Annotated in this window: 18 protein-coding genes and 1 tRNA gene; 18 read left to right on the plus strand and 1 reads right to left on the minus strand. The window is 34.6% G+C overall.

The window, feature by feature from the left end:
- Positions 1–621 precede the first annotated feature (621 nt).
- The 15 genes from QRY57_RS04485 (at position 622) to QRY57_RS04555 (ending at position 17659) form a co-directional block, all read left to right on the plus strand.
- Positions 622–1398 (plus strand): transglycosylase domain-containing protein, encoded by a 777-nt coding sequence (locus QRY57_RS04485; RefSeq protein WP_286016745.1) that lies wholly within the window; start codon positions 622–624, stop codon positions 1396–1398.
- A gap of 190 nt (positions 1399–1588) precedes the next feature.
- Positions 1589–2242, plus strand: coding sequence for a DsbA family protein (locus QRY57_RS04490; protein WP_026593987.1), 654 nt, complete (start codon positions 1589–1591; stop codon positions 2240–2242).
- A 114-nt stretch (positions 2243–2356) separates the two neighbouring features.
- Positions 2357–2430, plus strand: a tRNA-Gly gene (locus tag QRY57_RS04495).
- 208 nt (positions 2431–2638) lie between these two features.
- Complete coding sequence (gene queG / locus QRY57_RS04500) at positions 2639–3781, plus strand: tRNA epoxyqueuosine(34) reductase QueG (protein ID WP_286016746.1); 1143 nt, start codon at positions 2639–2641, stop codon at positions 3779–3781.
- Positions 3782–3828: 47 nt separating this feature from the next.
- Positions 3829–4716 carry an amidase domain-containing protein gene (locus QRY57_RS04505; protein WP_286016747.1) on the plus strand — a complete coding sequence of 296 codons (888 nt, stop codon included), beginning with the start codon at positions 3829–3831 and terminating at the stop codon, positions 4714–4716.
- Between the two features lie 58 nt (positions 4717–4774).
- Positions 4775–5263, plus strand: coding sequence for a tRNA (uridine(34)/cytosine(34)/5-carboxymethylaminomethyluridine(34)-2'-O)-methyltransferase TrmL (gene trmL / locus QRY57_RS04510; protein WP_026593984.1), 489 nt, complete (start codon positions 4775–4777; stop codon positions 5261–5263).
- Positions 5264–5659: 396 nt separating this feature from the next.
- Positions 5660–7555 carry a PrkA family serine protein kinase gene (locus QRY57_RS04515; RefSeq protein ID WP_090693059.1) on the plus strand — a complete coding sequence of 632 codons (1896 nt, stop codon included), beginning with the start codon at positions 5660–5662 and terminating at the stop codon, positions 7553–7555.
- Positions 7556–8231: 676 nt separating this feature from the next.
- Entirely contained in the window at positions 8232–9407 is a 1176-nt protein-coding gene (gene yhbH / locus QRY57_RS04520) for a sporulation protein YhbH (RefSeq protein WP_026593982.1), read from the plus strand.
- A gap of 286 nt (positions 9408–9693) precedes the next feature.
- Positions 9694–10242, plus strand: coding sequence for an NfeD family protein (locus QRY57_RS04525; RefSeq protein WP_286016748.1), 549 nt, complete (start codon positions 9694–9696; stop codon positions 10240–10242).
- 12 nt (positions 10243–10254) lie between these two features.
- Positions 10255–11814, plus strand: coding sequence for a flotillin lipid rafts scaffold protein FloT (gene floT / locus QRY57_RS04530; RefSeq protein ID WP_286016749.1), 1560 nt, complete (start codon positions 10255–10257; stop codon positions 11812–11814).
- Positions 11815–12374: 560 nt separating this feature from the next.
- Positions 12375–13088, plus strand: a complete 714-nt coding sequence (locus QRY57_RS04535; RefSeq protein WP_026593979.1) for a response regulator transcription factor — start codon at positions 12375–12377, stop codon at positions 13086–13088.
- Entirely contained in the window at positions 13085–14143 is a 1059-nt protein-coding gene (locus QRY57_RS04540; protein ID WP_286016750.1) for a sensor histidine kinase, read from the plus strand. Before QRY57_RS04535 ends, QRY57_RS04540 begins: the two co-directional genes overlap by 4 nt.
- A gap of 120 nt (positions 14144–14263) precedes the next feature.
- On the plus strand, positions 14264–16567 hold the full coding sequence (locus QRY57_RS04545; RefSeq protein ID WP_286016751.1) for a binary toxin-like calcium binding domain-containing protein: 2304 nt from the start codon (positions 14264–14266) through the stop codon (positions 16565–16567).
- A gap of 304 nt (positions 16568–16871) precedes the next feature.
- On the plus strand, positions 16872–17183 hold the full coding sequence (locus QRY57_RS04550; RefSeq protein WP_000587631.1) for a heavy metal-binding domain-containing protein: 312 nt from the start codon (positions 16872–16874) through the stop codon (positions 17181–17183).
- Between the two features lie 206 nt (positions 17184–17389).
- On the plus strand, positions 17390–17659 hold the full coding sequence (locus QRY57_RS04555) for a hypothetical protein (RefSeq protein WP_286016752.1): 270 nt from the start codon (positions 17390–17392) through the stop codon (positions 17657–17659).
- 148 nt (positions 17660–17807) lie between these two features.
- Here QRY57_RS04555 and QRY57_RS04560 read toward each other — a convergent pair whose 3' ends face one another.
- The gene (locus QRY57_RS04560; RefSeq protein ID WP_286016753.1) at positions 17808–18602 is read right to left on the minus strand and encodes an EcsC family protein; all 795 of its coding nucleotides are present in this window, start codon (positions 18600–18602) and stop codon (positions 17808–17810) included.
- Between the two features lie 249 nt (positions 18603–18851).
- Between QRY57_RS04560 and QRY57_RS04565 the strand changes: the two genes are divergently transcribed.
- The 3 genes from QRY57_RS04565 (at position 18852) to QRY57_RS04575 (ending at position 21035) form a co-directional block, all read left to right on the plus strand.
- Positions 18852–19106 (plus strand): hypothetical protein, encoded by a 255-nt coding sequence (locus QRY57_RS04565; protein WP_090693041.1) that lies wholly within the window; start codon positions 18852–18854, stop codon positions 19104–19106.
- Positions 19107–19287: 181 nt separating this feature from the next.
- A complete protein-coding gene (locus tag QRY57_RS04570; RefSeq protein WP_090693038.1) occupies positions 19288–20232 on the plus strand; it encodes an alpha/beta hydrolase family protein in 945 nt (314 codons plus the stop codon).
- A complete protein-coding gene (locus QRY57_RS04575) occupies positions 20205–21035 on the plus strand; it encodes an ankyrin repeat domain-containing protein (RefSeq protein WP_286016754.1) in 831 nt (276 codons plus the stop codon). Before QRY57_RS04570 ends, QRY57_RS04575 begins: the two co-directional genes overlap by 28 nt.
- Positions 21036–21056 lie beyond the last annotated feature (21 nt).

Below are 21056 nucleotides of genomic sequence, written 5' to 3' on the forward strand. Positions count from 1 at the left end.
TGTCCTTTTTAAAATATATTGTGGAATTAAAAACGTCTAGGATGTTGTTTAATCGGTAAGACTAGATAAGATAGTAGAGTAAAAAGTATGCATGGTCATATTGATTGTAAGAACGTTTGTTTGGTGTTATATTTATATTGTTCAAAGTGGAGTATTATATTCATTTTTTTAGAAATACTGTAGAAAAAAGGTTAGCAAGGGACCGACTAAAACTAAAAACTTGCCAGGTGATATAATAGAAGAAGGATGGATATGTGATTTTAAAGCAATTCATCTGAATATATTATATCCATTTTGATTTTATGACATATAAGCCGCGGCCATGAAAATAAAAAGGAACATCCGCTCTTTTCCCCCTTTGTTTTCAAGTGCCATAGAGCTAAAAAGTACTGGCTGCTTCTATATATGGCCGGATTCTCTCTCCAAACTAAAAAGAAGGTATTATGTCGTTTTTTAATTGGGATGTATATAGAAGCTTGCTACTTTTTCTGATAGAATATGTATTTTATAGCTTACAACATTGTAAGGTAAGTGTAAGAGAAATCAATTGGTGATTGCATTAAGAAACAGTATTCTTAATATAAGGGTTATTATAAGCTGCAAAGAAAAGAGGTGTGAACGATGAAAGAACGAGTACTATCTAAGGTTAACTATCATCAAAAGGTTTCATTCAATCCAATTTCAAAATTTCTTTATAAAGCTATTATTTTATTATTACTACTTAGTTGTACATTATTATTAATTGGAAATGTAATGATTGAACGAAGTGATATTAGTAAGCTACATGTACCCGCTAAATTAGAGATGCCAGAATCTCTGGCCCAGGCATTTATTGCGACAGAAGATAAAAGGTTTTATCACCATAATGGTCTAGACTATATAGCAATTGTTCGGGCTTCTATTGAAAATATAAAAGCTGGTGGTATTGTACAGGGCGGAAGTACAATTACACAACAGCTTTCCAAAAATGCCTTTTTATCCAATGAACGTACATTTTCTCGTAAATGGAAAGAGATTTTTTATACAAAAAAAATTGAGCGTACATTTACTAAAGAGGAAATTTTAAAATTATATGTAAGCAATATTTATTATGGAGAAGGTGCGTGGGGGATTGAAAAAGCATCCCAGCTATACTTTGGTAAAAGAATAAATCAATTAACATTGAGTGAGAGTGCAACGATGGCCGCTGTTGTGAAAGCTCCTGCTTATTATTCTCCTGCTCAGAATTATGATAAAGCAGTAGAAAGACGAAATGTCGTTTTGAAATTAATGGAACGAGAAGGATACATTAGCCATGCTGAATATATGCAAGCAATTGGTGAAAAATTAGTAATTCGTCATGATATTGCAACGAAGCATTCGTTGCAAAAAGTAGCCCGTAATAAGGCAGTAAGCTAAAAGCGAAGTTCCATAGAGAGAACTTCGCTTTTTTGAATAGAATAGCCAAAGAGGAGACACAATATTGACACATTTGTTATGTTTTTGGAAATTATGTGAGCGTGTTCATTGCACGACCTGTATAAGTATTGATATTATGTGTAATGTGTACAATAATGTATACAGAATATGAAATTAAAGAGGAATGTATATGAAATCATCAAATAAAATCATGGCTCTTGGTATAGTTTTTTCTATCGCAGTATTGATTGTAATCGGGACAATTGCGTACAGTATCATAAATGATAAAAAAGATAAAGGGGATGAGATGTTTGCTTATTCTACCCAGCAATCTTTAGGGAAGAAAGATGCTCCCGTTAAGGTTGTAGAATTTGGAGACTTTAAATGCCCAGCTTGTCGGACTTGGGATGCGACTGTATTACCTCGTTTAAAAGAAGAGTATATTAATAAAGATAAAGTACAGTTTTATTTCATTAACTTCCCATTTATCGGAAAAGATTCTGATTTAGGTGCTGCTGCTGGTGAGGCAATTTATAAACAGGACCCAGAATCCTTCTGGACATTCTATGATGAAATTTATCAAAGTCAGAAGAAAGATACTGAAAAATGGATTACAGAAGAACTACTTCTTAATATAGTAAAGGAAAAACTTCCGAAAGTTAATGTAGATCAGTTTAAAAAAGATTTACATAGCAAAGAAATTCAAGAGAAAGTACGCAAAGATTCAGACCGTGCACAAAAACTGAAAGTACAAGGTGCGCCTTCAGTATATGTAAACGGAAATCTTGCGAATCCAGATTATGACAGTATAAAAAAGGCAATTGATAAGGAATTGAAAAAGTGATGAGTATACTCATCACTTTTTCGACTTTTTTCGATAAAATTCTTGCTTAGGCTTTTGGGACGTGCTATACTACGTTACATAAGTTATTCAGATAAATTATATTTTTTCATATTTGCGGGTGTAGTTTAGTGGTAAAACAAGAGCCTTCCAAGCTCTGGTCGAGAGTTCGATTCTCTTCACCCGCTCCAAATTTCATTTTATATCTCATAATAAATTGTGATCAACGCAGTGTTTCGTTTCTAAGATAAACGGGGCATTGCGTTTTTTAATGTTTGGAAATGAAGATTTTATACGAAAATAGAATTAAGAACTATGATGACGAAGTGAATTGCTAACCATCAGTAGGTGATTACTTGTTTGATGAGGATATGTATTCATCGTAGAAGGAGGCCAAGCATGGATTTTGAGCAATTAAAACAAGATGTAATAGCGTATAGTAAAACAATTGGAATAGATAAAATAGGCTTTACGAGTGCCTCACCATTTGAAGAATTAAAACAGCGTTTAATTCAGCAGCAACAATTAAATTATCAGTCTGGTTTTGAAGAGCCTGATATTGAGAAAAGAACAAATCCACAGTTATTATTACCAGGAGCAAAATCAATTATTGCAATTGCATTAGCATATCCATCAAAGTTGAAAAATGCACCGTTAAGTAAACGAGGAGAACGACGTGGTATTTTTTGCCGTGCTTCTTGGGGACAAGATTATCATCTTGTTTTACGAGATCGCCTGCAAAAATTAGAGGCGTATTTAATCGAGAGGCTCCCAGATATAGAAGTGAAATCAATGGTTGATACGGGAGAATTGAGCGATCGTGCGGTTTCAGAGCGTGCTGGTATTGGGTGGAGTAGTAAAAACTGTTCCATTATTACGCCAGAATTTGGCTCCTATGTGTATTTAGGTGAAATGATTACGAATGTACCGTTTCCACCGGATAAACCAATAGAAGATCAGTGCGGAAGCTGTACAAAGTGTATTGATATTTGTCCAACTGGTGCACTTGTACAAGGTGGACAATTAGATTCTAAAAAATGTATTGCCTTTTTAACGCAAACAAAAGGGTTTCTTCCAGAAGAATATCGGGATAAAATTGGAAATCGTATTTACGGTTGTGATACATGCCAAACGGTTTGCCCAAAGAACAAAGGGATGGATTTTCATAACCATCCAGAGATGGAGCCGGATCCAGAGCTTGTTAAACCACTGTTAACGCCATTATTAACGATAAGTAATCGAGATTTCAAAGAAAAATATGGCATTATGTCTGGATCATGGCGCGGAAAAAAACCATTGCAACGAAATGCGATTTTAGCTCTTGCTCATTTTAAAGAAACCACAGCAATTCCTGATTTAATTGGTGTTATGAAAGATGATCCAAGACCTGTAATTCGAGGGACAGCAGCATGGGCTTTAGGGAAAATTGGTGGTGAAAATACAAAAGAAGCAATTGAAAAGGCGATGGGACGTGAGAAGGATGAAGAAGTTCTTCATGAGATGAATCGTGGTCTTGAAATGTTAGCTGAGAAAAAACAGTAGATAATACCTCTTTTTTTCATATTGTGTAATATGGGAGGGAGAGGCCTATGTTGGTAAAGAAACAGATTGAACAACAGATGCAACAATTTTTAGCGTATATTACAAATAAACGTGCAAGTGTTGATAAGATTCCGGCTGATGTACTACAGGTACTACAGCGAAAAAGAAATTTGTTTCAAAACCGTGATGCTGAAATTGTAAAAGCAACAGCAGATGTATCTTTTATAAGACAATTGAATAGTGAGCAATATCAAGAAGTAGATTATCAAGTTCATTTGAAATATTTAGTTCATCACCATGAATTATTTTATATGGAAGAAGAACAATTAGAACGGCGTATTTATCTGAAAGATGGGCGTATTGTAGAAGATAAAGATATAGAGGCAAAAGAAGTGAAAGTTCAAGGCGAAACATTAGAGCGTGAGATAACGAAAGGAAATTATGCTTCTAATCAATATAATCGATTAGAAGCTGTCAAATATGCAGAGCGTTGGTGGGATGATCGGAATCCATTGTATCGTAACTTTCCTGATAATTGTACGAATTTTATTTCACAGTGTTTACATGCTGGTGAAACACCAATGACTGGGTATCCTAACATTCGTAAAGGATGGTGGCAAAGGGAGAATCAATGGAGCTGGAGCTGGGCTGTTGCTCATTCATTTTATTGGTATTTATCGGGGGCTACAACAGGACTTCGGGCTAAAGCGGTAGAAAAACCAGAAGAACTTTTACTTGGTGATATAATTGTCTATGATTTTGAAGATGATGGTAGATGGAATCACACAACAATAGTTGTAGCCAAAGATGCAGACGGCATGCCGCTTGTAAATGCCCACTCTGCTAATAGTCGCAGGCGGTATTGGAATTATGAAGATTCCAGTAAATATACGCCACAAATGAAATATAAATTTTTTCATATTATTAATGGGTAGAGATTTTTCAGTCAAGTGGTATAATACGTAGTAGACAAAAGATTGAGGTGAATATCACGTGGGAGTACATGTTGTTTTATATCAACCAGAGATTCCAGCAAATACAGGGAATATTGCACGTACTTGTGCAGCTACTGGGACAGAATTACATTTAATTAGGCCATTAGGATTTTCAACGGATGATAAAATGTTAAAACGTGCGGGCCTAGATTATTGGCAGCACGTAAAAATTACGTATTATGATTCGATTGAAGAATTTTATGAAAAAAATAGTGACGGTGAATTCTTTTATTTAACAAAGTATGGCGAAAAAGCACATACAGCGTTTGATTATAGTAAGCCTGAGAAGGATTATTATTTTGTATTTGGAAGAGAAACAAACGGATTACCAGCAAACGTAATCGAAGAAAACTTCGATCATTGTTTACGCATTCCAATGACTGACAAAGTGCGTTCTTTAAATTTATCCAATACAGCAGCAATTTTAATTTATGAAGCATTTCGTCAACAAAATTTTCCAGGTTTAGATTTGGAAATTGTATATTAAAAGTTGTATGTGATAGAGAACAAAAAGTGATGAGCCTAGGCTCATCACTTTTTGTTTGTACCAGGTTTATCATTATAACCTGAAGTGAAAATTGCAGTAAGAAATGTAAGTGATACACCTAAAATTAATAATAATTTCATATGAATCCTCCTTCTTCATATTTTAGCTAATTTGGTCGGGAGTTTATGTAGATTCTGTGGAAGTAAAGAAGAGATATTTGTGAAAATGAGGGAGAAGTTCCCTGATAAATTCATTATACCGAATTTTCTTTTAACTTTGGAATGAAATTTATAATGTTTGTAGAAGATTTCATTTTGATTTAAAGAATGTTTAAGGACATCCTCGCATACCTTTTATAATAATCCGATTGAACAAGGAGATGGGGGAGGAGCTATAATGGATATTCTAAAGAAAATTGAACAACATCGAGAAGCAGAAGAACGTTTACAATGGGAAGGTACGTTTGCGGAGTATTTGGAGCTTGTTAAAGAAAGACCATGGGTGGCTCAAACTGCACACTCTCGCATTTACAATATGATTAAAGATGCTGGTATTGAGGAAGTAGAAGGTAGAAGAAAATATAACTTTTTTAGTAATCAGCTATTTGGATTAGAAGATGCATTAGAGCGTCTTGTAGAAGAATATTTTCATCCGTCTGCGAAACGTTTAGATGTTAGAAAACGGATTTTATTATTAATGGGGCCAGTTAGTGGTGGTAAATCAACGTTAGTTACTATGTTAAAACGAGGATTAGAGACATACTCGCGTACAGATCGCGGAGCCGTTTTTGCGATAAAAGGTTGCCCGATGCATGAAGATCCTCTTCACCTAATACCACATCATTTACGTGACGATTTTTACGATGAGTATGGTGTAAGAATTGAAGGGAACTTGTCACCATTAAATGTAATGCGTTTAGAAAAAGAATATGGTGGAAGAATTGAAGATGTAGTTGTAGAAAGGATTTTCTTCTCTGAAGATCGCCGGACAGGAATTGGTACATTCAGTCCTTCAGACCCAAAATCGCAGGATATTGCGGATTTAACAGGAAGTATTGACTTTTCAACAATTGCAGAATATGGTTCAGAGTCAGATCCGCGTGCATATCGCTTTGACGGAGAGCTGAATAAAGCGAACCGTGGCATGATGGAATTTCAAGAGATGTTAAAATGTGATGAGAAATTTTTATGGCATCTATTATCACTTACACAAGAGGGGAATTTCAAAGCGGGGAGATTTGCACTTATTTCAGCGGATGAATTAATTGTAGCCCATACGAATGAAACAGAGTATCGCTCTTTTATTTCCAATAAGAAAAATGAGGCCTTACATTCAAGAATTATTGTGATGCCGGTTCCGTATAATTTACGAGCTAGTGAAGAAGAACATATTTATGAAAAGATGATTTATGAAAGTGATGTTTCAAATGTGCACATTGCGCCGCATACACTTCGCGTCGCAGCAATGTTTACGATTTTAACACGTTTGAAGGATCCGAAGCGCCCAGATATTGATTTAATTAAAAAGATGCGTTTATATGATGGAGAAATGGTCGAAGGTTATAATGCAATTGATGTAGAAGAGTTACAACGTGAATATCAGGATGAAGGTATGAGTGGTATTGATCCACGTTATGTTATTAACCGTATTTCCTCTACTATTATTAGAAAAGAAGTACCATCGATTAACGCACTGGATGTATTGCGCTCGTTAAAAGACGGGTTAGATCAGCATCCATCTATTAGCAACGAAGACCGTGAACGCTATATGAATTTTATTTCATTAGCACGGAAAGAGTACGATGAGATTGCTAAGAAAGAAGTCCAAAAGGCATTCGTGTATTCGTATGAAGAATCAGCTAAGACGCTTATGGATAATTACTTAGATAACGTTGAAGCATATTGCAATAAATCAAAATTACGGGATCCATTAACAGGCGAAGAAATGAGTCCAGATGAAAAGCTTATGCGTTCTATTGAAGAACAAATTGGCATTTCAGAAAATGCGAAGAAAGCATTCCGAGAAGAAATTTTAATCCGCATTTCTGCGTATGCACGTAAAGGGAAACGTTTTGATTACAACTCACATGAGCGTCTTCGCGAAGCAATCCAGAAAAAATTATTTGCTGATCTGAAAGATGTTGTGAAAATTACAACATCGACTAAAACACCAGACGAAAATCAGCTGAAGAAAATTAATGATGTTGTAGCACGCTTAATCGATGAACATGGCTATAATTCTTCATCAGCGAATGAATTGCTTCGCTATGTAGGTAGCTTGTTGAATCGATAGTTTGATAATAAAACGCTGTCTCTTATGAAATCAGAGGCAGCGTTTTTGTATCTATCTGATTGAAGTGATAAACCCCCACTATATAAATCCATTTTGATTTTCCAATATCTAAATTGCGGCTATGAAAACAAAAGAAAATCAACACTCATTTCGTCCCTTTGTTTTTATATGGAATGGGGCAAAGAAGGAACCGATCGCTACTACGCTCGGCAGGATGCTCTCTTCCTACTAAAAATTAGGTTTTGGGTCGGTATTTCAATCTGTATTTATATCGTGAATGTTTCCTAGAGGCTTGTCCAAATATAATAAATTAAGGCGCAATTTTATGAATTTATTGTCAATTATTTTTACAATATGCATATGATAGAGTAACCAACCATTCATACAGAAAAAGCCAACACAATACAATATGTTGCAGAGTGAAGAAGTGTGCAACAATGAATTGTGTTTCTTTCTTATCAGCTAAAGAAATTTCAATTTAAAATGGATGTTAAAGTCTTGTTAAGGAAGTTCAGGGTAATATGTAAACAAACTATGGTGCCTTATGATTCTGGAAAAAGTAAATTCTAATGAACAGATCTTTTGTAACTACTTTTGTTGCTACATCATAACCTCAAATCCGTATATTACTGTTTATTAGAGAAAATAAGGGAAATTACAGTAAGGAGGGAAAAGGATGGGCGAAGAAAATCAACCAAATTATACAATTTCACAGGAAAACTGGTCCCTCCATCGCAAAGGACATGACGATCAACAACGCCATCAAGAAAAGGTACAAGAGGCAATTAAGAATAACTTACCAGACCTTGTGACAGAAGAAAGTATCGTTATGTCTAATGGTAGGGACGTTGTTAAAATACCAATTCGGTCTTTAGATGAATATAAAATTAGATATAACTATGATAAGAATAAACATGTTGGGCAAGGAACTGGTGATAGTAAAGTTGGCGATGTGGTTGCAAAAGATGGATCAAGTGGCCAAAAGCAAAAGGGACCAGGAAAAGGGCAAGGTGCAGGAGATGCAGCTGGAGAAGATTATTATGAGGCAGAAGTATCTATTTTAGAATTAGAGCAAGCATTTTTTAAAGAGCTGGAGCTACCTAACTTAAAGCGGAAAGAAATGGATGAAAATCGTATTGAACATATTGAATTTAATGACATTAGAAAAACAGGATTATGGGGAAATATTGATAAAAAACGGACGATGATATCAGCTTATAAACGAAATGCCATGAATGGCAAGCCTGCTTTTCATCCGATTCGTCAAGAAGATTTGAAGTTTCGGACGTGGAATGAAGTGTTGAAGCCAGATTCAAAAGCGGTTGTATTAGCAATGATGGATACAAGTGGATCTATGGGGATTTGGGAGAAGTATATGGCACGTAGCTTTTTCTTTTGGATGACAAGATTTTTACGTACAAAGTATGAAACAGTAGATATAGAATTTATTGCTCACCATACAGAAGCGAAGGTCGTGACAGAAGAAGAGTTTTTTTCAAAAGGAGAAAGTGGTGGAACAATCTGTTCCTCTGTTTATAAAAAAGCACTTGAGCTTATAGATGGAAAGTATTCACCGGATCGCTATAATATTTATCCATTTCATTTTTCAGATGGAGATAACTTAACATCAGATAATGCTCGTTGTGTGAAGCTTGTGCAAGAATTGATGAAGGTATGTAATATGTTTGGGTATGGGGAAGTAAATCAGTATAATCGTCACAGTACACTTATGTCAGCTTATAAAAATATTAAAGATGAGAATTTCAGGTACTACATTTTAAAACAGAAAGCTGATGTATTCCATGCGATGAAGAGCTTTTTTAGAGAAGAATCAGGTGAGAAAATGGCGTAGCCCCTTTTTTAAGGGGTTTTTATTGTAAATAAGATTTGGGTGAAATAGAAATATATATATAACTTTACTTTTTATGTAAAATAGTATATTATATAGATATATAATATAACGGTTATTTTCTAGGAGGAGCCTGTCACCATAGGCTCCTCCTGTTCTTTTTTAAGCAGCCTGTCGTACAGGCTTTTCTTTTAAGGGGAAATAACTGAAAATTACGAAATATAATTTTTGAAAGAGGTGAGGCATACATATAAGAAAGAGAGAAGCAATGGTGAAAGGGGGATAAGGCATGACATTGTTTGGTTATCCACTTGAAATAATTTATTTATATGGATTTATTATTACTACTATACTTACTGTTATTTATATCTTTTTTGGAGATATATTTGAATCCATATTTAGCTTCGGAGGGGGATCTATATCCATTGTAACGTTGCTACTCAGTTTCCTTGCAATGCTTTGTGGGTTTAGTTATATAGGTGAGTACTTATTTTCTTTGAATAGTATTGTTATTTTTAGTCTCTCTTTTGGTATATCCTTTATTGGTGTTTTTCTAATGAAGATATTGATTTTAAAACCAATTGCAGAAGCTGAACAAAATACAGTGCAACGTATGGATGAATTTGTTGGTTGCAAGGGAGAAGTGATTATTACAATACCAAAGGAAGGATTTGGAGAAGTATTAGTCTCTTCACAATTTGGAAGCAATGCGATACCAGCTAAGTCAATTGGAAGGAAAGATATTTTACAAGGAACAGAGGTCATGGTTGAGGAAGTTCAAGATGGTGTTTTGCTTGTAAAAAACATCGCTTATTCTTTAAAAAAACCAAAGTTATAAGGGGGAATATGAATGATTCCATTAATTATCGGTGGTGTACTACTCGCAATTTTACTTTTACTTATTTTGGTGTTTATTACAAAATACCGTACAGTTGGTCCAGATGAAGCATTGATTGTCACCGGGAACTGGCTTGGAAGCGGAAAAAACGTTGTTACAACAGATGATGGAAAGAAAATTAAAATTATTCGTGGCGGAGGTACTTTTGTCGTACCGATTATGCAACGAGCAGAACCTCTTAGTTTATTAAACTACAAATTAGAGGTTGGAACACGTGATACGTATACAAAACAAGGGGTACCAGTTACAGTAAATGGTGTTTCTATTATTAAAGTAGGCTCAACAATTGAAGAAGTATCGACAGCGGCTGAGCAATATTTAGGAAAAGAAACAGAAGAGTTAAAGATTGAAGCGAAAGAAGTGTTAGAAGGTCATTTACGTGCTATTTTATCTTCAATGACAGTGGAGGATGCTTATAGCAATAGAGAGCAATTTGCACAAAAAGTACATGAAGTTGCTTCGACAGATTTAAAGAAAATGGGACTTCGTATTGTCTCCTTTACGATTAAAGAAATCATGGATAAAAATGGTTATTTAGATGCTTTAGGTCAACCGCAAATCGCAACAGTGAAACGTGATGCAACAATTGCGAATGCGGAGCGCGAAAAAGAAGCACGTATTGAAAAAGCTCGTGCAGAAAAAGAAGCAAAAGAAGCTGAATATCAACGTGATGCACAAATTGCTGAGGCTGAAAAGCATAAAGAATTAAAAGTACAATCGTATAAGAGAGAGCAAGAGCAAGCTCGTGCTGATGCGGACCTTTCGTATGAATTACAGCAGGCGAAAGCACAACAAGGCGTTACAGAAGAACAAATGCGAGTTAAAATTATTGAGCGTGAAAAACAAATTGAATTAGAAGAAAAAGAAATTGCGCGTCGTGAAAAACAATATGATGCGGAAGTAAAGAAAAAAGCAGATGCAGATCGTTATGCAGTTGAACAATCAGCGGAAGCCGAAAAAGTAAAACAAATGAAAAAAGCAGATGCAGATCAATATAAGATTGAGGCAGAAGCAAAGGCACGTGCGGAAGAAGTACGTGTAGAAGGTTTAGCAAAAGCCGAAATTGAAAAGGCACAAGGGCAAGCAAAGGCAGAAGTTCAAAAAGCGCAAGGTACAGCGGAAGCGGATGTTATTAGGTTAAAAGGTTTAGCAGAAGCAGAAGCAAAACAAAAAATTGCGGAAGCATTTGAATTATATGGGCAAGCAGCAATTATGGATATGGTTCTTAAAATGCTTCCAAGCTATGCGAAAGAAGTTGCAAGCCCACTTAGCAATATTGATAAAATTACTGTTGTTGATACAGGCGGCGGTGGAAAAAACAGCGGCGCTGGAAAAGTGGCAGGATACGCGACGGATCTAATGGCAACGATGCAAGAAACATTAAAAGCTTCTTCTGGTATTGACTTAAAAGAACTATTAGAAAGCTTTGCTGGAAAAGGTACTGTGCAGCAAGCGGTAAGTGAGAAGCCTGTTGTGCAAGTAGTGGAAGAAAACGAGAAAACTGAAAAATAAAAGCGGAAGGCCCCTAGCATTAGGGGCCTTTTTAGGATCTAATGCAAAGAGAATATACTCCATATATTTCCAGTGAGATTATATTCGATGATATCAGTGGAAACAATTGATGGATGAATTCCTTCAATTAGTTAAATTTAATTTGAATAAAGTAAATACAGATTAATGGAGAAGTGATTATGTGTTAAACTACATTAAAATATATTTAATTATAATTCGTTACATAACTTGCTACAAGAACATTAGGAGGATTAGAAAGATGAGGAAATTGAAAGCAGAGATATATAAGTATGGAAAGATTACTACCTTTTACTAAACAAGCTCATTTCAAGTGAGATTACAAATAGGATGGACTGTCGTGTATAGAGTAACTCAAACATTTTTATGGTCATATAAAAAATATTTTGTAACCCATTTTTATTTTTAACATTCTTTAAAGTTGATAAGAAGCAAGAAATAACTTAGGAAGGCTAATTATATCAGCACTATTTTGTAAAAGTATAATTTTATTTAGTGTGTTGTTATCGCAGTTTTTATAAGGAACTAAGGAGATTTAATGTATGAAAAAGAGAATTGTAATCATAGAAGATGAAGATAATATCCGAGACATATGTAAACGGTACTTGGAAAGAGAAGGATATGAAGTATACACCGCTGTAAATGGAACGGAAGGTTGGGATGTATTTCAGCAATATCAACCAGATTTAATTATTTTAGATTTGATGATGCCGAAAAAAGATGGTTGGGAATTATGTGAGGAAATTCGCCAATACTCTAATATCCCTATTATTATGTTAACAGCTAGGGGAGAGGAAAGAGATCGAATTTTAGGATTAACAATGGGTGCGGATGATTATGTGACAAAGCCGTTTTCACCTCGTGAATTAGTATTAAGGGTACAAATTATATTAAGAAGAGGAAATTATGTAACACCACAAACACAAGAACCGGTATCGGAAATGATAGAGTTTTTAGATTTGAAGATTTGTCCAACAAAAAGGCGTGTATTTGTTTGTGAACATGAAATCGAGCTAACTGTGAAAGAGTTTGAGGTACTTTATCTAATGGCAAAACATCCAAAACAAGTATTTTCCCGTTCTCAACTTCTTGAACAAATTTGGGGTTTTGAGTATGAAGGATGTACAAATGCAGTTACTGTGTTAATGAGTCGCTTACGTGAAAAATTAGAGAAGCATACAACAAAGAGCCGTTGGATTCATACAGTTTGGGGCATTGGTTATCGCTTTGAGCCAGAGGAAGGAAGTCAAGCATGAAATTACGTAATCAATTGTTATTGATGAATCTATTAAGTACAAGTATCATGTTAATTTTTATTTGGTACAGTGAAAGGCGAATGTTACTTAGACCGGAACAAACAAAATTATTAATAGGAATTGTGATTGTAGCAATGATTGTTTCAACGATTATTTACTGGTTAATGACACGTCCTATTATGAGATCTATTCAAAATTTGATTGCATTAACCCAACAGTTTAGTGATAGGCAATTTGGAACGATATACATAATAGGAAAAGAACCAGAAGAATTTAAGGAATTAGCGACAGCTTTTCAACAAATGGCTAAAAAATTAGAAGAAAGCTTTACTAAGTTAGAAAAAGGGGAGAAAGCACGTACAGAGTTAATTGCGAATATTTCCCATGACTTACGAACTCCTATAGCTAGTATACAATTGATGATAGAAGCGTTACAGGATGGTTTAATTGAGGAACCTAACATGAAAATGCAGTACTTAACGACAATTCTAAACGAAATACAAAGATTAAGTGGATTAATTAATAATTTGTTCGATCTTTCTAAGTTAGAACTTGGACAAGAAGCATTTCAGCCAAATTTAACACATGTAGATAGCATTCTATTAAAAGTACTAGATTCACATTCAATTTTACTAGAGGAAAAAGATATTCAGTTGCAATTGCAAGTTGCGGATACATTGCCACGACTTTGGATTATGCCATGTAAAATAGCACGAGTTATAGGGAATTTGTTACAAAATGCGATTCGGCATTCTCCTACGTTTGGAACAATTGAATTAATTGTAGAGGAAAATAAACAGAAACAGCAAGTCAAATTCACTCTACGTGATGAAGGAGAAGGGATTTCTTACGATGACCAATTACGTATATTTGATCGTTTTTTCAGAACAGACCCATCAAGAAGTTCACAATCTGGAGGATCTGGACTTGGGCTCGCCATTGCAAAATCGCTAGTTGAAATGCACAATGGGGAAATTGGTGTTCAGGATCGTCCAGATGGAAGACAGGGATGTGAATTTTGGTTTACTCTTCCTGTTATATCAGAAAAGAAATAAGACGGTTGAAAGACTTTTGTAACATTTATGAGAGAGAAATGAAAGCTTTGTTGGCTATGATGAAGTTAATCTTACTAGTAGATGTTCGAGCTCATCTAGAAAACAAGGAGAAAAATGACGATGAAGAAATTAAAACCAACACTTGGGGTATTAAGTGGTGTAACGATGGCGCTGACTTTAGCATCCCCTACTTTAGCTGAAACAACACCTGAACAAGGCGGAAAAGTGGAAACTTTTAAAGAAGATAAAAATATGAAGGAAGGGCAAAATATTATCTATGATGGTTCTGAAAAAAAAGGAATCATAATTATGGAAGAGCCTCAGGAAAATAATGACTGGGATAATGATGGCATTCCTAATGATGTAGAAGAAAAAGGATTTAAAATTGTATTTAATAAAAAGACAGGAAAAAATGAAGCCCAACTATGGGATCAACAGCAAGACTTTGGTGAAAAGAGATTTATAACAAATCCTAGGAGTGCAAACTCAGATGGAGATCCTTTTACAGATAGCTATGAAGTGGAGCATTATGGCAGTGATTCTGATGTAGATTTCAATCCTATGATTGCGAATGTACCAAATCTACAAATTGCTGTAAAACGCATCGATATTACTCCAGTTGCTAGTATTACAGATTCAAATGGTGAATCACGTACTAAGACTTGGGAAAAAAGTTTATCGGTACAACATTCTTTTAATATAGGTTTAGCTGGTGAAGCCGGTGCTGAGGGATCAGCAGCGGGTCCTGTACCTTCAGGAAAAGGATCGTTAAATGTGGGGTATGGTTATTCTAATACAAAAACGGAAACAGAAAGTATCTCTAATAGTTTTGATTGGTCAACAGCAACCACTGTTGATTCAGCTAAAGCAGCAAATGTGCGCTTTCATCTAGAATATAAAAATACGGGTACAGCATCTGCTGGAGATGTTTCACCTCACTTTAACATTCGATTAGGAAATAAAATTATCAATACTGTAAAGGCAACACAAGACCGTTATAAAGCAAACTTGTTAACTACAGAAAAAGGAGGGAACAATAAAACTGAAATTCTAATGGACAGTGTAGAAGGTCAAGCCGATGTGAAAATTTCCCTAACACTGGATGAATTAAAAGCAGTAGAACAAGGGGCACCTCTTTCTATTGAAGTATTGCCTACTAGTACGATGAATGTGTATACAATGAAAGATGGAAAATTTGAAAATTTAGGAGATTGGGCGCATTTTGCATCTAATGTAAATGCTTCTACTACATTAGTAGAAGCAAATTTGGGTTCTATACCAAAATTTAGAGTGTATACACCAAAAAATGATAAAACAAAACCTGCTAGCGTTGATCATAATCTTTCATTGGACGAATTTTTTAAACATAGCGGGATAGATAGTTATGTTTGGTCAGTAAACGCTGTAGTGAATGGTCAGTTAAACAAAAATCTAGTTCGTTATGGTCCAAATCGGACTCTTTTAGAACGAGGTAAGAACCTTGGTTTCTTTGATAACCGCGCACTACGACCAACTCTATCATATAGCAGTTATGATTATAGCAAGAAAAAGATCTATGCATCGGTTATACCAGGTTTATTTAATATAAGTGAAGAAATCTTTGTTACGGTTAGAAATAAAGCAGGTGAGCAACAAAAGGTAAAGTTAGTTCGAAATAAGAATTCAAATGTGTATGAATCTAAAGAGAATGAACCTGTAGACTTAGCAGTAAACAAAAGAGCTCTTGGAGAAATTCCAGTTAAGTTTGAACTCAGTGATGTCCAAGATAATAAAACTGAAGTTTCTGTGCCTCTTGTTTCAAATAAAAGCTATCTAGAGGCTATCGATAAATTAGTAGTAGATAATTCCGGAGAACCTATTCTAGAAGGAAAACAGTACTATTTGAAGACGAATGTTAACATACGTGAAGGGGTACAGGAGAATTGGCACATTGGTTTAGACCAAACAATTAGTGGGCGATATGTACACTTTTCACCTCAGTCGAATTGGGATAGATTGAGACTCGGTCCTATACAAAAAGCAATACATGGGGCAGACATTCAAGCAACACCAGTAATGATAGAAAGAAAAGGACAGCCTAAACCAGGACAACCATTCAAGAAAGATGAAGAAGTGTTCCTTAAGTTTACTAGCAGTAGTTATAGTGGTTATCAGTATTTAAATATTGGAAATGGTTATGATTATAACTGGTTAGATACTGAAAACAATAGATCTTCTATTAAATTAGACAAGCTTCCTAATCAGAATAGCTTCTATCTAAAATCTGATTCTACTTATATCACATTTAGACAAAATAATTGGCTAAGTAGTGTTGCAGATAATGGTAGCGCCCCACTTGTAGCAGGTAGTGAGTTTATTTTAAAACCTGAGCATACAACTTCACCAGGTAATAACCATAAATGGGAATTAGAAAGTATTAAGTAAAGTAAGAGATTATAAGGCTGGAAGTATGGTTTTAGAAGACTTAGCGACCTATGCATATTTGAAAGCTACGTGCGGTAACAATCAATAAAGGTTAAGTTTATCTTGTTATTTACGCGGGCAGTAATACTACTGCCTAAGAACAAAGAGTAGAAGTACTACTGTCCGTAAAATTCTAATAAGTGAAATCTTACAAAACTGTCATCTTTATGTAAGGTTATTAGATGGTTCATTTATTATTTCAATGTGATAATAAAGGTATAAGAAATACCAGTAAATTTGTAGATATTATAGGAGAGTGTCAGTGATGATTATAACAACAACTTCAACGATTCAAGGAAAAGAAATTATTGAGTATATCGATATTGTAAACGGTGAGGCGATTATGGGTGCAAATATCGTACGTGATCTATTTGCTTCTGTTCGTGACGTTGTCGGTGGCCGTTCGGGTGCATATGAAAGTAAATTAAAAGAAGCTCGTGATATTGCAATGGAAGAGATGAAAACTCTTGCGAAGCAAAAAGGTGCAAATGCAATTGTTGGTATTGATGTAGACTATGAGGTCGTTCGTGATGGAATGTTAATGGTTGCTGTAAGTGGCACAGCTGTACGTGTATAAAATAAAAAGTATAATTGCTAAAGCACCTTGTTAAGAGTAAGGTGCTTTTCCTTTTTTGTAAAATGAGAAAGGTGAAACACTTAAAGGGAAATAATATCTTATTTTCTTTAAGTTACTGTAGTGTTTTTTGTACCATTAATATTTTCAATTATGATATATTTTTTAGCAGAAGAAGATGTTCAATTCATCATAAAAAGGAGAATGTTTTGTTGGAGAAAAGTGGGGTAACTACAATTATATCGATTTCAATACCGGTTTTATTGATCTTACTTATAGTTAACTTTATAAATGAAATTATTTTAACTGTATTTCATGGGATTTCTCTTGTTTTACCTTTATTTCTTTGTCCTATTGGATTTATTTTAGCTATATTTTCTTATACAGTAGATAAAAATAATGGAGCAAAGATTGGGATAGTATTAAATGTGTTAGTATTCTTAATTCCTTTTATTTTGCTGATACGGGGAACGATGTGATTTCTAATTTGATTATATTTAAATAGAGTTACTTTCTCTAAATGGGAAAAAACGTAGAAAAAATCCTTGATAATTTTGGGGGATTCTGGTGCTAGAAATATATGTGGTATATTCTCTTTTATTTTGCACCAGCCCCCCTTTTTAGACACTATTTAGAAGTGTATTTTATTTCTTCTAGTCTATCCAGTATCCTTCTTTTCTTATAAAGCATTTTCCCTACTTCTGCAATTTCTTCAATTGTTTTTCGGTTTAAGTAGGCTCCAAAAATCATGCCAGCAACAGGAATCATCTGAAATAACTTTTTCCAACCATAATTGTCACGATACACAGTAAACACTTCTCGCCATGATTTAATTTGTGACACACTGTCGTCATGACTGGCGCGGACATCAAAATGTTTTAATTCATGAAGGATTGTTTGTTTTCCTACAATATCAGATGAAGAGAATTGTAAGCATTTTACGATAAATAACCTCTCTTGAATATCTTCGGGATTATACCCGTAGCAAATTGCAATTTCTTGCAAAATATTTAGTGACATACTTAAAACTGCTGGAATATCAATTGCTAGAGTGAAAATACCGCCAAATCCAGTTGTGGCTCCTTGGGCTGTTGCGACAGATTTTCTATTTTCGATAATTTTATCAACGATTGTATCCATCTCATGTAAAGAGAATTTTTGAACATCTGTTAAAGAAGCTGCATTTTCAAATTTCTTTATTGTTGTTTGTGGATGAATTAAATATTTACTTCCAGAATTGAGATATTGAATGAGTTCATCTAGTAAAATATTAATTTTTTTATGAATGAATTTTGGAGTTAGTTTATCAAGAATAGCAAACGGAATTTTCCCCCACTTTTCAAAGAACCAAAGATCTTCCTGGTCTTTCTCCCATTTTTCAATCATTGCGATTTCTTTTAATAAAAGTTCCTGTGACTCCATTTTTCACCCTACTTTCTTATAACCGTATCTTTTTATTTTACTGGATATTTTTTGAATAATAAATAAAATTAGGAGTTTGGATTAGGGTGGAATATGGTAAATAATTAGAGAAATAATGTTATTAAACGCATAATTGTCATTTTATTTATGAATTTAATTTTGAATTTTTAAAAACATAATGAGTTTATTACATGAGTGATAGAATAGATGAGAAAAATAGAGAAGCGTGAAGTAGGGAGTAGATTTTGAATGAAAGCGATGATTGAAGAAATTTATAGTTCATATAAAGGAAGAGTAGAAGAGATTTTCGTTGATGAATCATCTTACGTATATGAATGGGAACAACTAATGACAATTCGAAAAAATGATGGAATACTGGAAAAAGTAGCAGTAGGAATTAGTGGTCATATACGATCTATAAATATAGAGATTGGTCAGGAAATTGATACGGATACATTGTTACTTAAGTTAGAAGATGATTTATTAATTACTGGCTGTGAATGAAAAAAGATGTGTAGAAATTGCTACACATCTTTTTCATTAGTAATAGTTCTTCATATATAATATAAACATCTGTATTATATACTTGTTCTCATTTTTGATAATATAGGCATAGGATATATTAGGAAAGAAGAACGCTTTTAACTATATATTATTCTTGGAAAACAGTGAGGAGAGAATAAACATGGGGAAAGAACTGTTTGTGACGATGGAATGTGCGTATACACTTCAAGGAACATTAACACTCCCTACATATTATTCTGAATCGTATCCAGCTATTTTAATAATTGGTGGTAATGGAACCGGAGATCGTGATGGAAATACAGGTCGTTTGCAGTTAAACTTATATAGAGGGTTAGCGGATTATTTTACCTCTCTAGGATTTGCGGTGCTTCGTTATGATAAGCGTGGTACTCATAAAAGTAAGGGGGATTATTATAAATCCGGGGTAACAGACTTTATTGATGATGCTGTTTTATGGATTAGGTTTTTAAAGGATCACCCGCAAATAGATCCAAAACGTGTTATTATTGCAGGACATAGTGAGGGTGCTTTACTTGCACCAGCTGTCTACGCAAGAGAATCAGTTGCAGGATTAATATTACTTGCTGGTGCAGCAGAACCATCTAAATCTTTGTTTGAAAGACAAATAGAGAAAGTTGCTAACGAGTTAACAACTGCATCAGGGTCTATTGGATGGTTATCTAGAATGTTGAAGATTCCAGAGCGGATGAAGAAGAAAAATGAAGTGCTTATGAAAAAGGTGCAAGATTCAACAAAATCTGTAATATGGATAAAAGGTATAAAAGTGAATGCAAAATGGCTACGAGAACAGTTACAATATAATGTAGTTACATATTTAGAACAAGTATCATGTCCTGTTTTAGCAATTACGGGAGACAGTGATATACAAGTGCCACCTGAGCATGCTAAACTAATTGCTTCATATGTTAATGGGGAAGCAGAGTGGCATATCATTCCGCACATGAACCATATTTTAAGAAATTATGAACATAAGCATACAATGATTCGATTAATGAAGGAATATAAGGGGCTTATGGATAAATCTATTGAAGAAGAGTTGTTACATGTGATGAAGGGATGGTTAAAAAAACATTATCTTTCATAGGAGATGTAGTTGTGAGGAAACAAAAGTTTTTATTATTTATGTTGTTAGGGCTTTTCACCATGATAGTAGCTTGTGAGAAGCAAGAAGAGGCTGAATCTAAACCGGTTCAAGTAAAAAATGAAAAAAAACAAGAGAAGACGCATACAGAGGAAGAAGAGAACAAAGAGAAAAAGGGTATGAATTTAATGGATAGGCAATTGTTACTTTCTGCAACACTTGGTGATACAGAAACAGCTATGAAATTAATAAAAGATGGGGCTAATATAAATATATCAGGAGATAAAGGAGAAACACCTGTAATGGCAGCGACGTATCATAATCATGTTGAGACAGTGAAAGCATTGATTGATGCAGGTGCAAATATTGAATTGCCAGATAAAAATAAAGAAAATCCATTCCTTTATGCGAGCAAAGAGGGTTATGTTGATATTGTGAAACTAACAATTGATGCAGGAACGAATATTAGACAAACAAATCGTCATGGTGGAACAGCGCTCATTTCAGCGGCTGAAAGAGGGCATGTGGAAGTTGTAAAAGAGCTAGTAGATCGTACAGATATCGATGTGAATTATAAGAATGACTTTGGTTGGACGGCATTACTCAAAGCGATTGCTGTTGGGAATGGCAGTGAAAACCATAAACAAATTGTACAGTTACTTATTGATCGTGGTGCAGATGTAAATATGCCAGATCGAGAAGGAATTACTCCTTTGCAGCATGCGGAGAATCGAGGATTTAAAGAAATAGCAAATATGCTAAGAGTAGCAGGAGCAAATGAAATTATCAAACAATCTACTGAATAATGTAAGATATGGAAACAGAGA

Source organism: Bacillus arachidis (genome assembly GCF_030285945.1).
GTDB classification, from domain to species: Bacteria; Bacillota; Bacilli; order Bacillales; family Bacillaceae_G; genus Bacillus_A; species Bacillus_A arachidis.

Coding starts and splice junctions, on each gene's coding strand:
- QRY57_RS04485 (WP_286016745.1), top strand. CDS start 622: ATGAAAGAACGAGTACTATCTAAGGTTAACTATCATCAAAAGGTTTCA.
- QRY57_RS04490 (WP_026593987.1), top strand. CDS start 1,589: ATGAAATCATCAAATAAAATCATGGCTCTTGGTATAGTTTTTTCTATC.
- queG (WP_286016746.1), top strand. CDS start 2,639: ATGGATTTTGAGCAATTAAAACAAGATGTAATAGCGTATAGTAAAACA.
- QRY57_RS04505 (WP_286016747.1), top strand. CDS start 3,829: ATGTTGGTAAAGAAACAGATTGAACAACAGATGCAACAATTTTTAGCG.
- QRY57_RS04515 (WP_090693059.1), top strand. CDS start 5,660: ATGGATATTCTAAAGAAAATTGAACAACATCGAGAAGCAGAAGAACGT.
- yhbH (WP_026593982.1), top strand. CDS start 8,232: ATGGGCGAAGAAAATCAACCAAATTATACAATTTCACAGGAAAACTGG.
- QRY57_RS04525 (WP_286016748.1), top strand. CDS start 9,694: ATGACATTGTTTGGTTATCCACTTGAAATAATTTATTTATATGGATTT.
- floT (WP_286016749.1), top strand. CDS start 10,255: ATGATTCCATTAATTATCGGTGGTGTACTACTCGCAATTTTACTTTTA.
- QRY57_RS04535 (WP_026593979.1), top strand. CDS start 12,375: ATGAAAAAGAGAATTGTAATCATAGAAGATGAAGATAATATCCGAGAC.
- QRY57_RS04540 (WP_286016750.1), top strand. CDS start 13,085: ATGAAATTACGTAATCAATTGTTATTGATGAATCTATTAAGTACAAGT.
- QRY57_RS04545 (WP_286016751.1), top strand. CDS start 14,264: ATGAAGAAATTAAAACCAACACTTGGGGTATTAAGTGGTGTAACGATG.
- QRY57_RS04550 (WP_000587631.1), top strand. CDS start 16,872: ATGATTATAACAACAACTTCAACGATTCAAGGAAAAGAAATTATTGAG.
- QRY57_RS04560 (WP_286016753.1), bottom strand. CDS start 18,602: ATGGAGTCACAGGAACTTTTATTAAAAGAAATCGCAATGATTGAAAAA.
- QRY57_RS04565 (WP_090693041.1), top strand. CDS start 18,852: ATGAAAGCGATGATTGAAGAAATTTATAGTTCATATAAAGGAAGAGTA.
- QRY57_RS04570 (WP_090693038.1), top strand. CDS start 19,288: ATGGGGAAAGAACTGTTTGTGACGATGGAATGTGCGTATACACTTCAA.
- QRY57_RS04575 (WP_286016754.1), top strand. CDS start 20,205: ATGGTTAAAAAAACATTATCTTTCATAGGAGATGTAGTTGTGAGGAAA.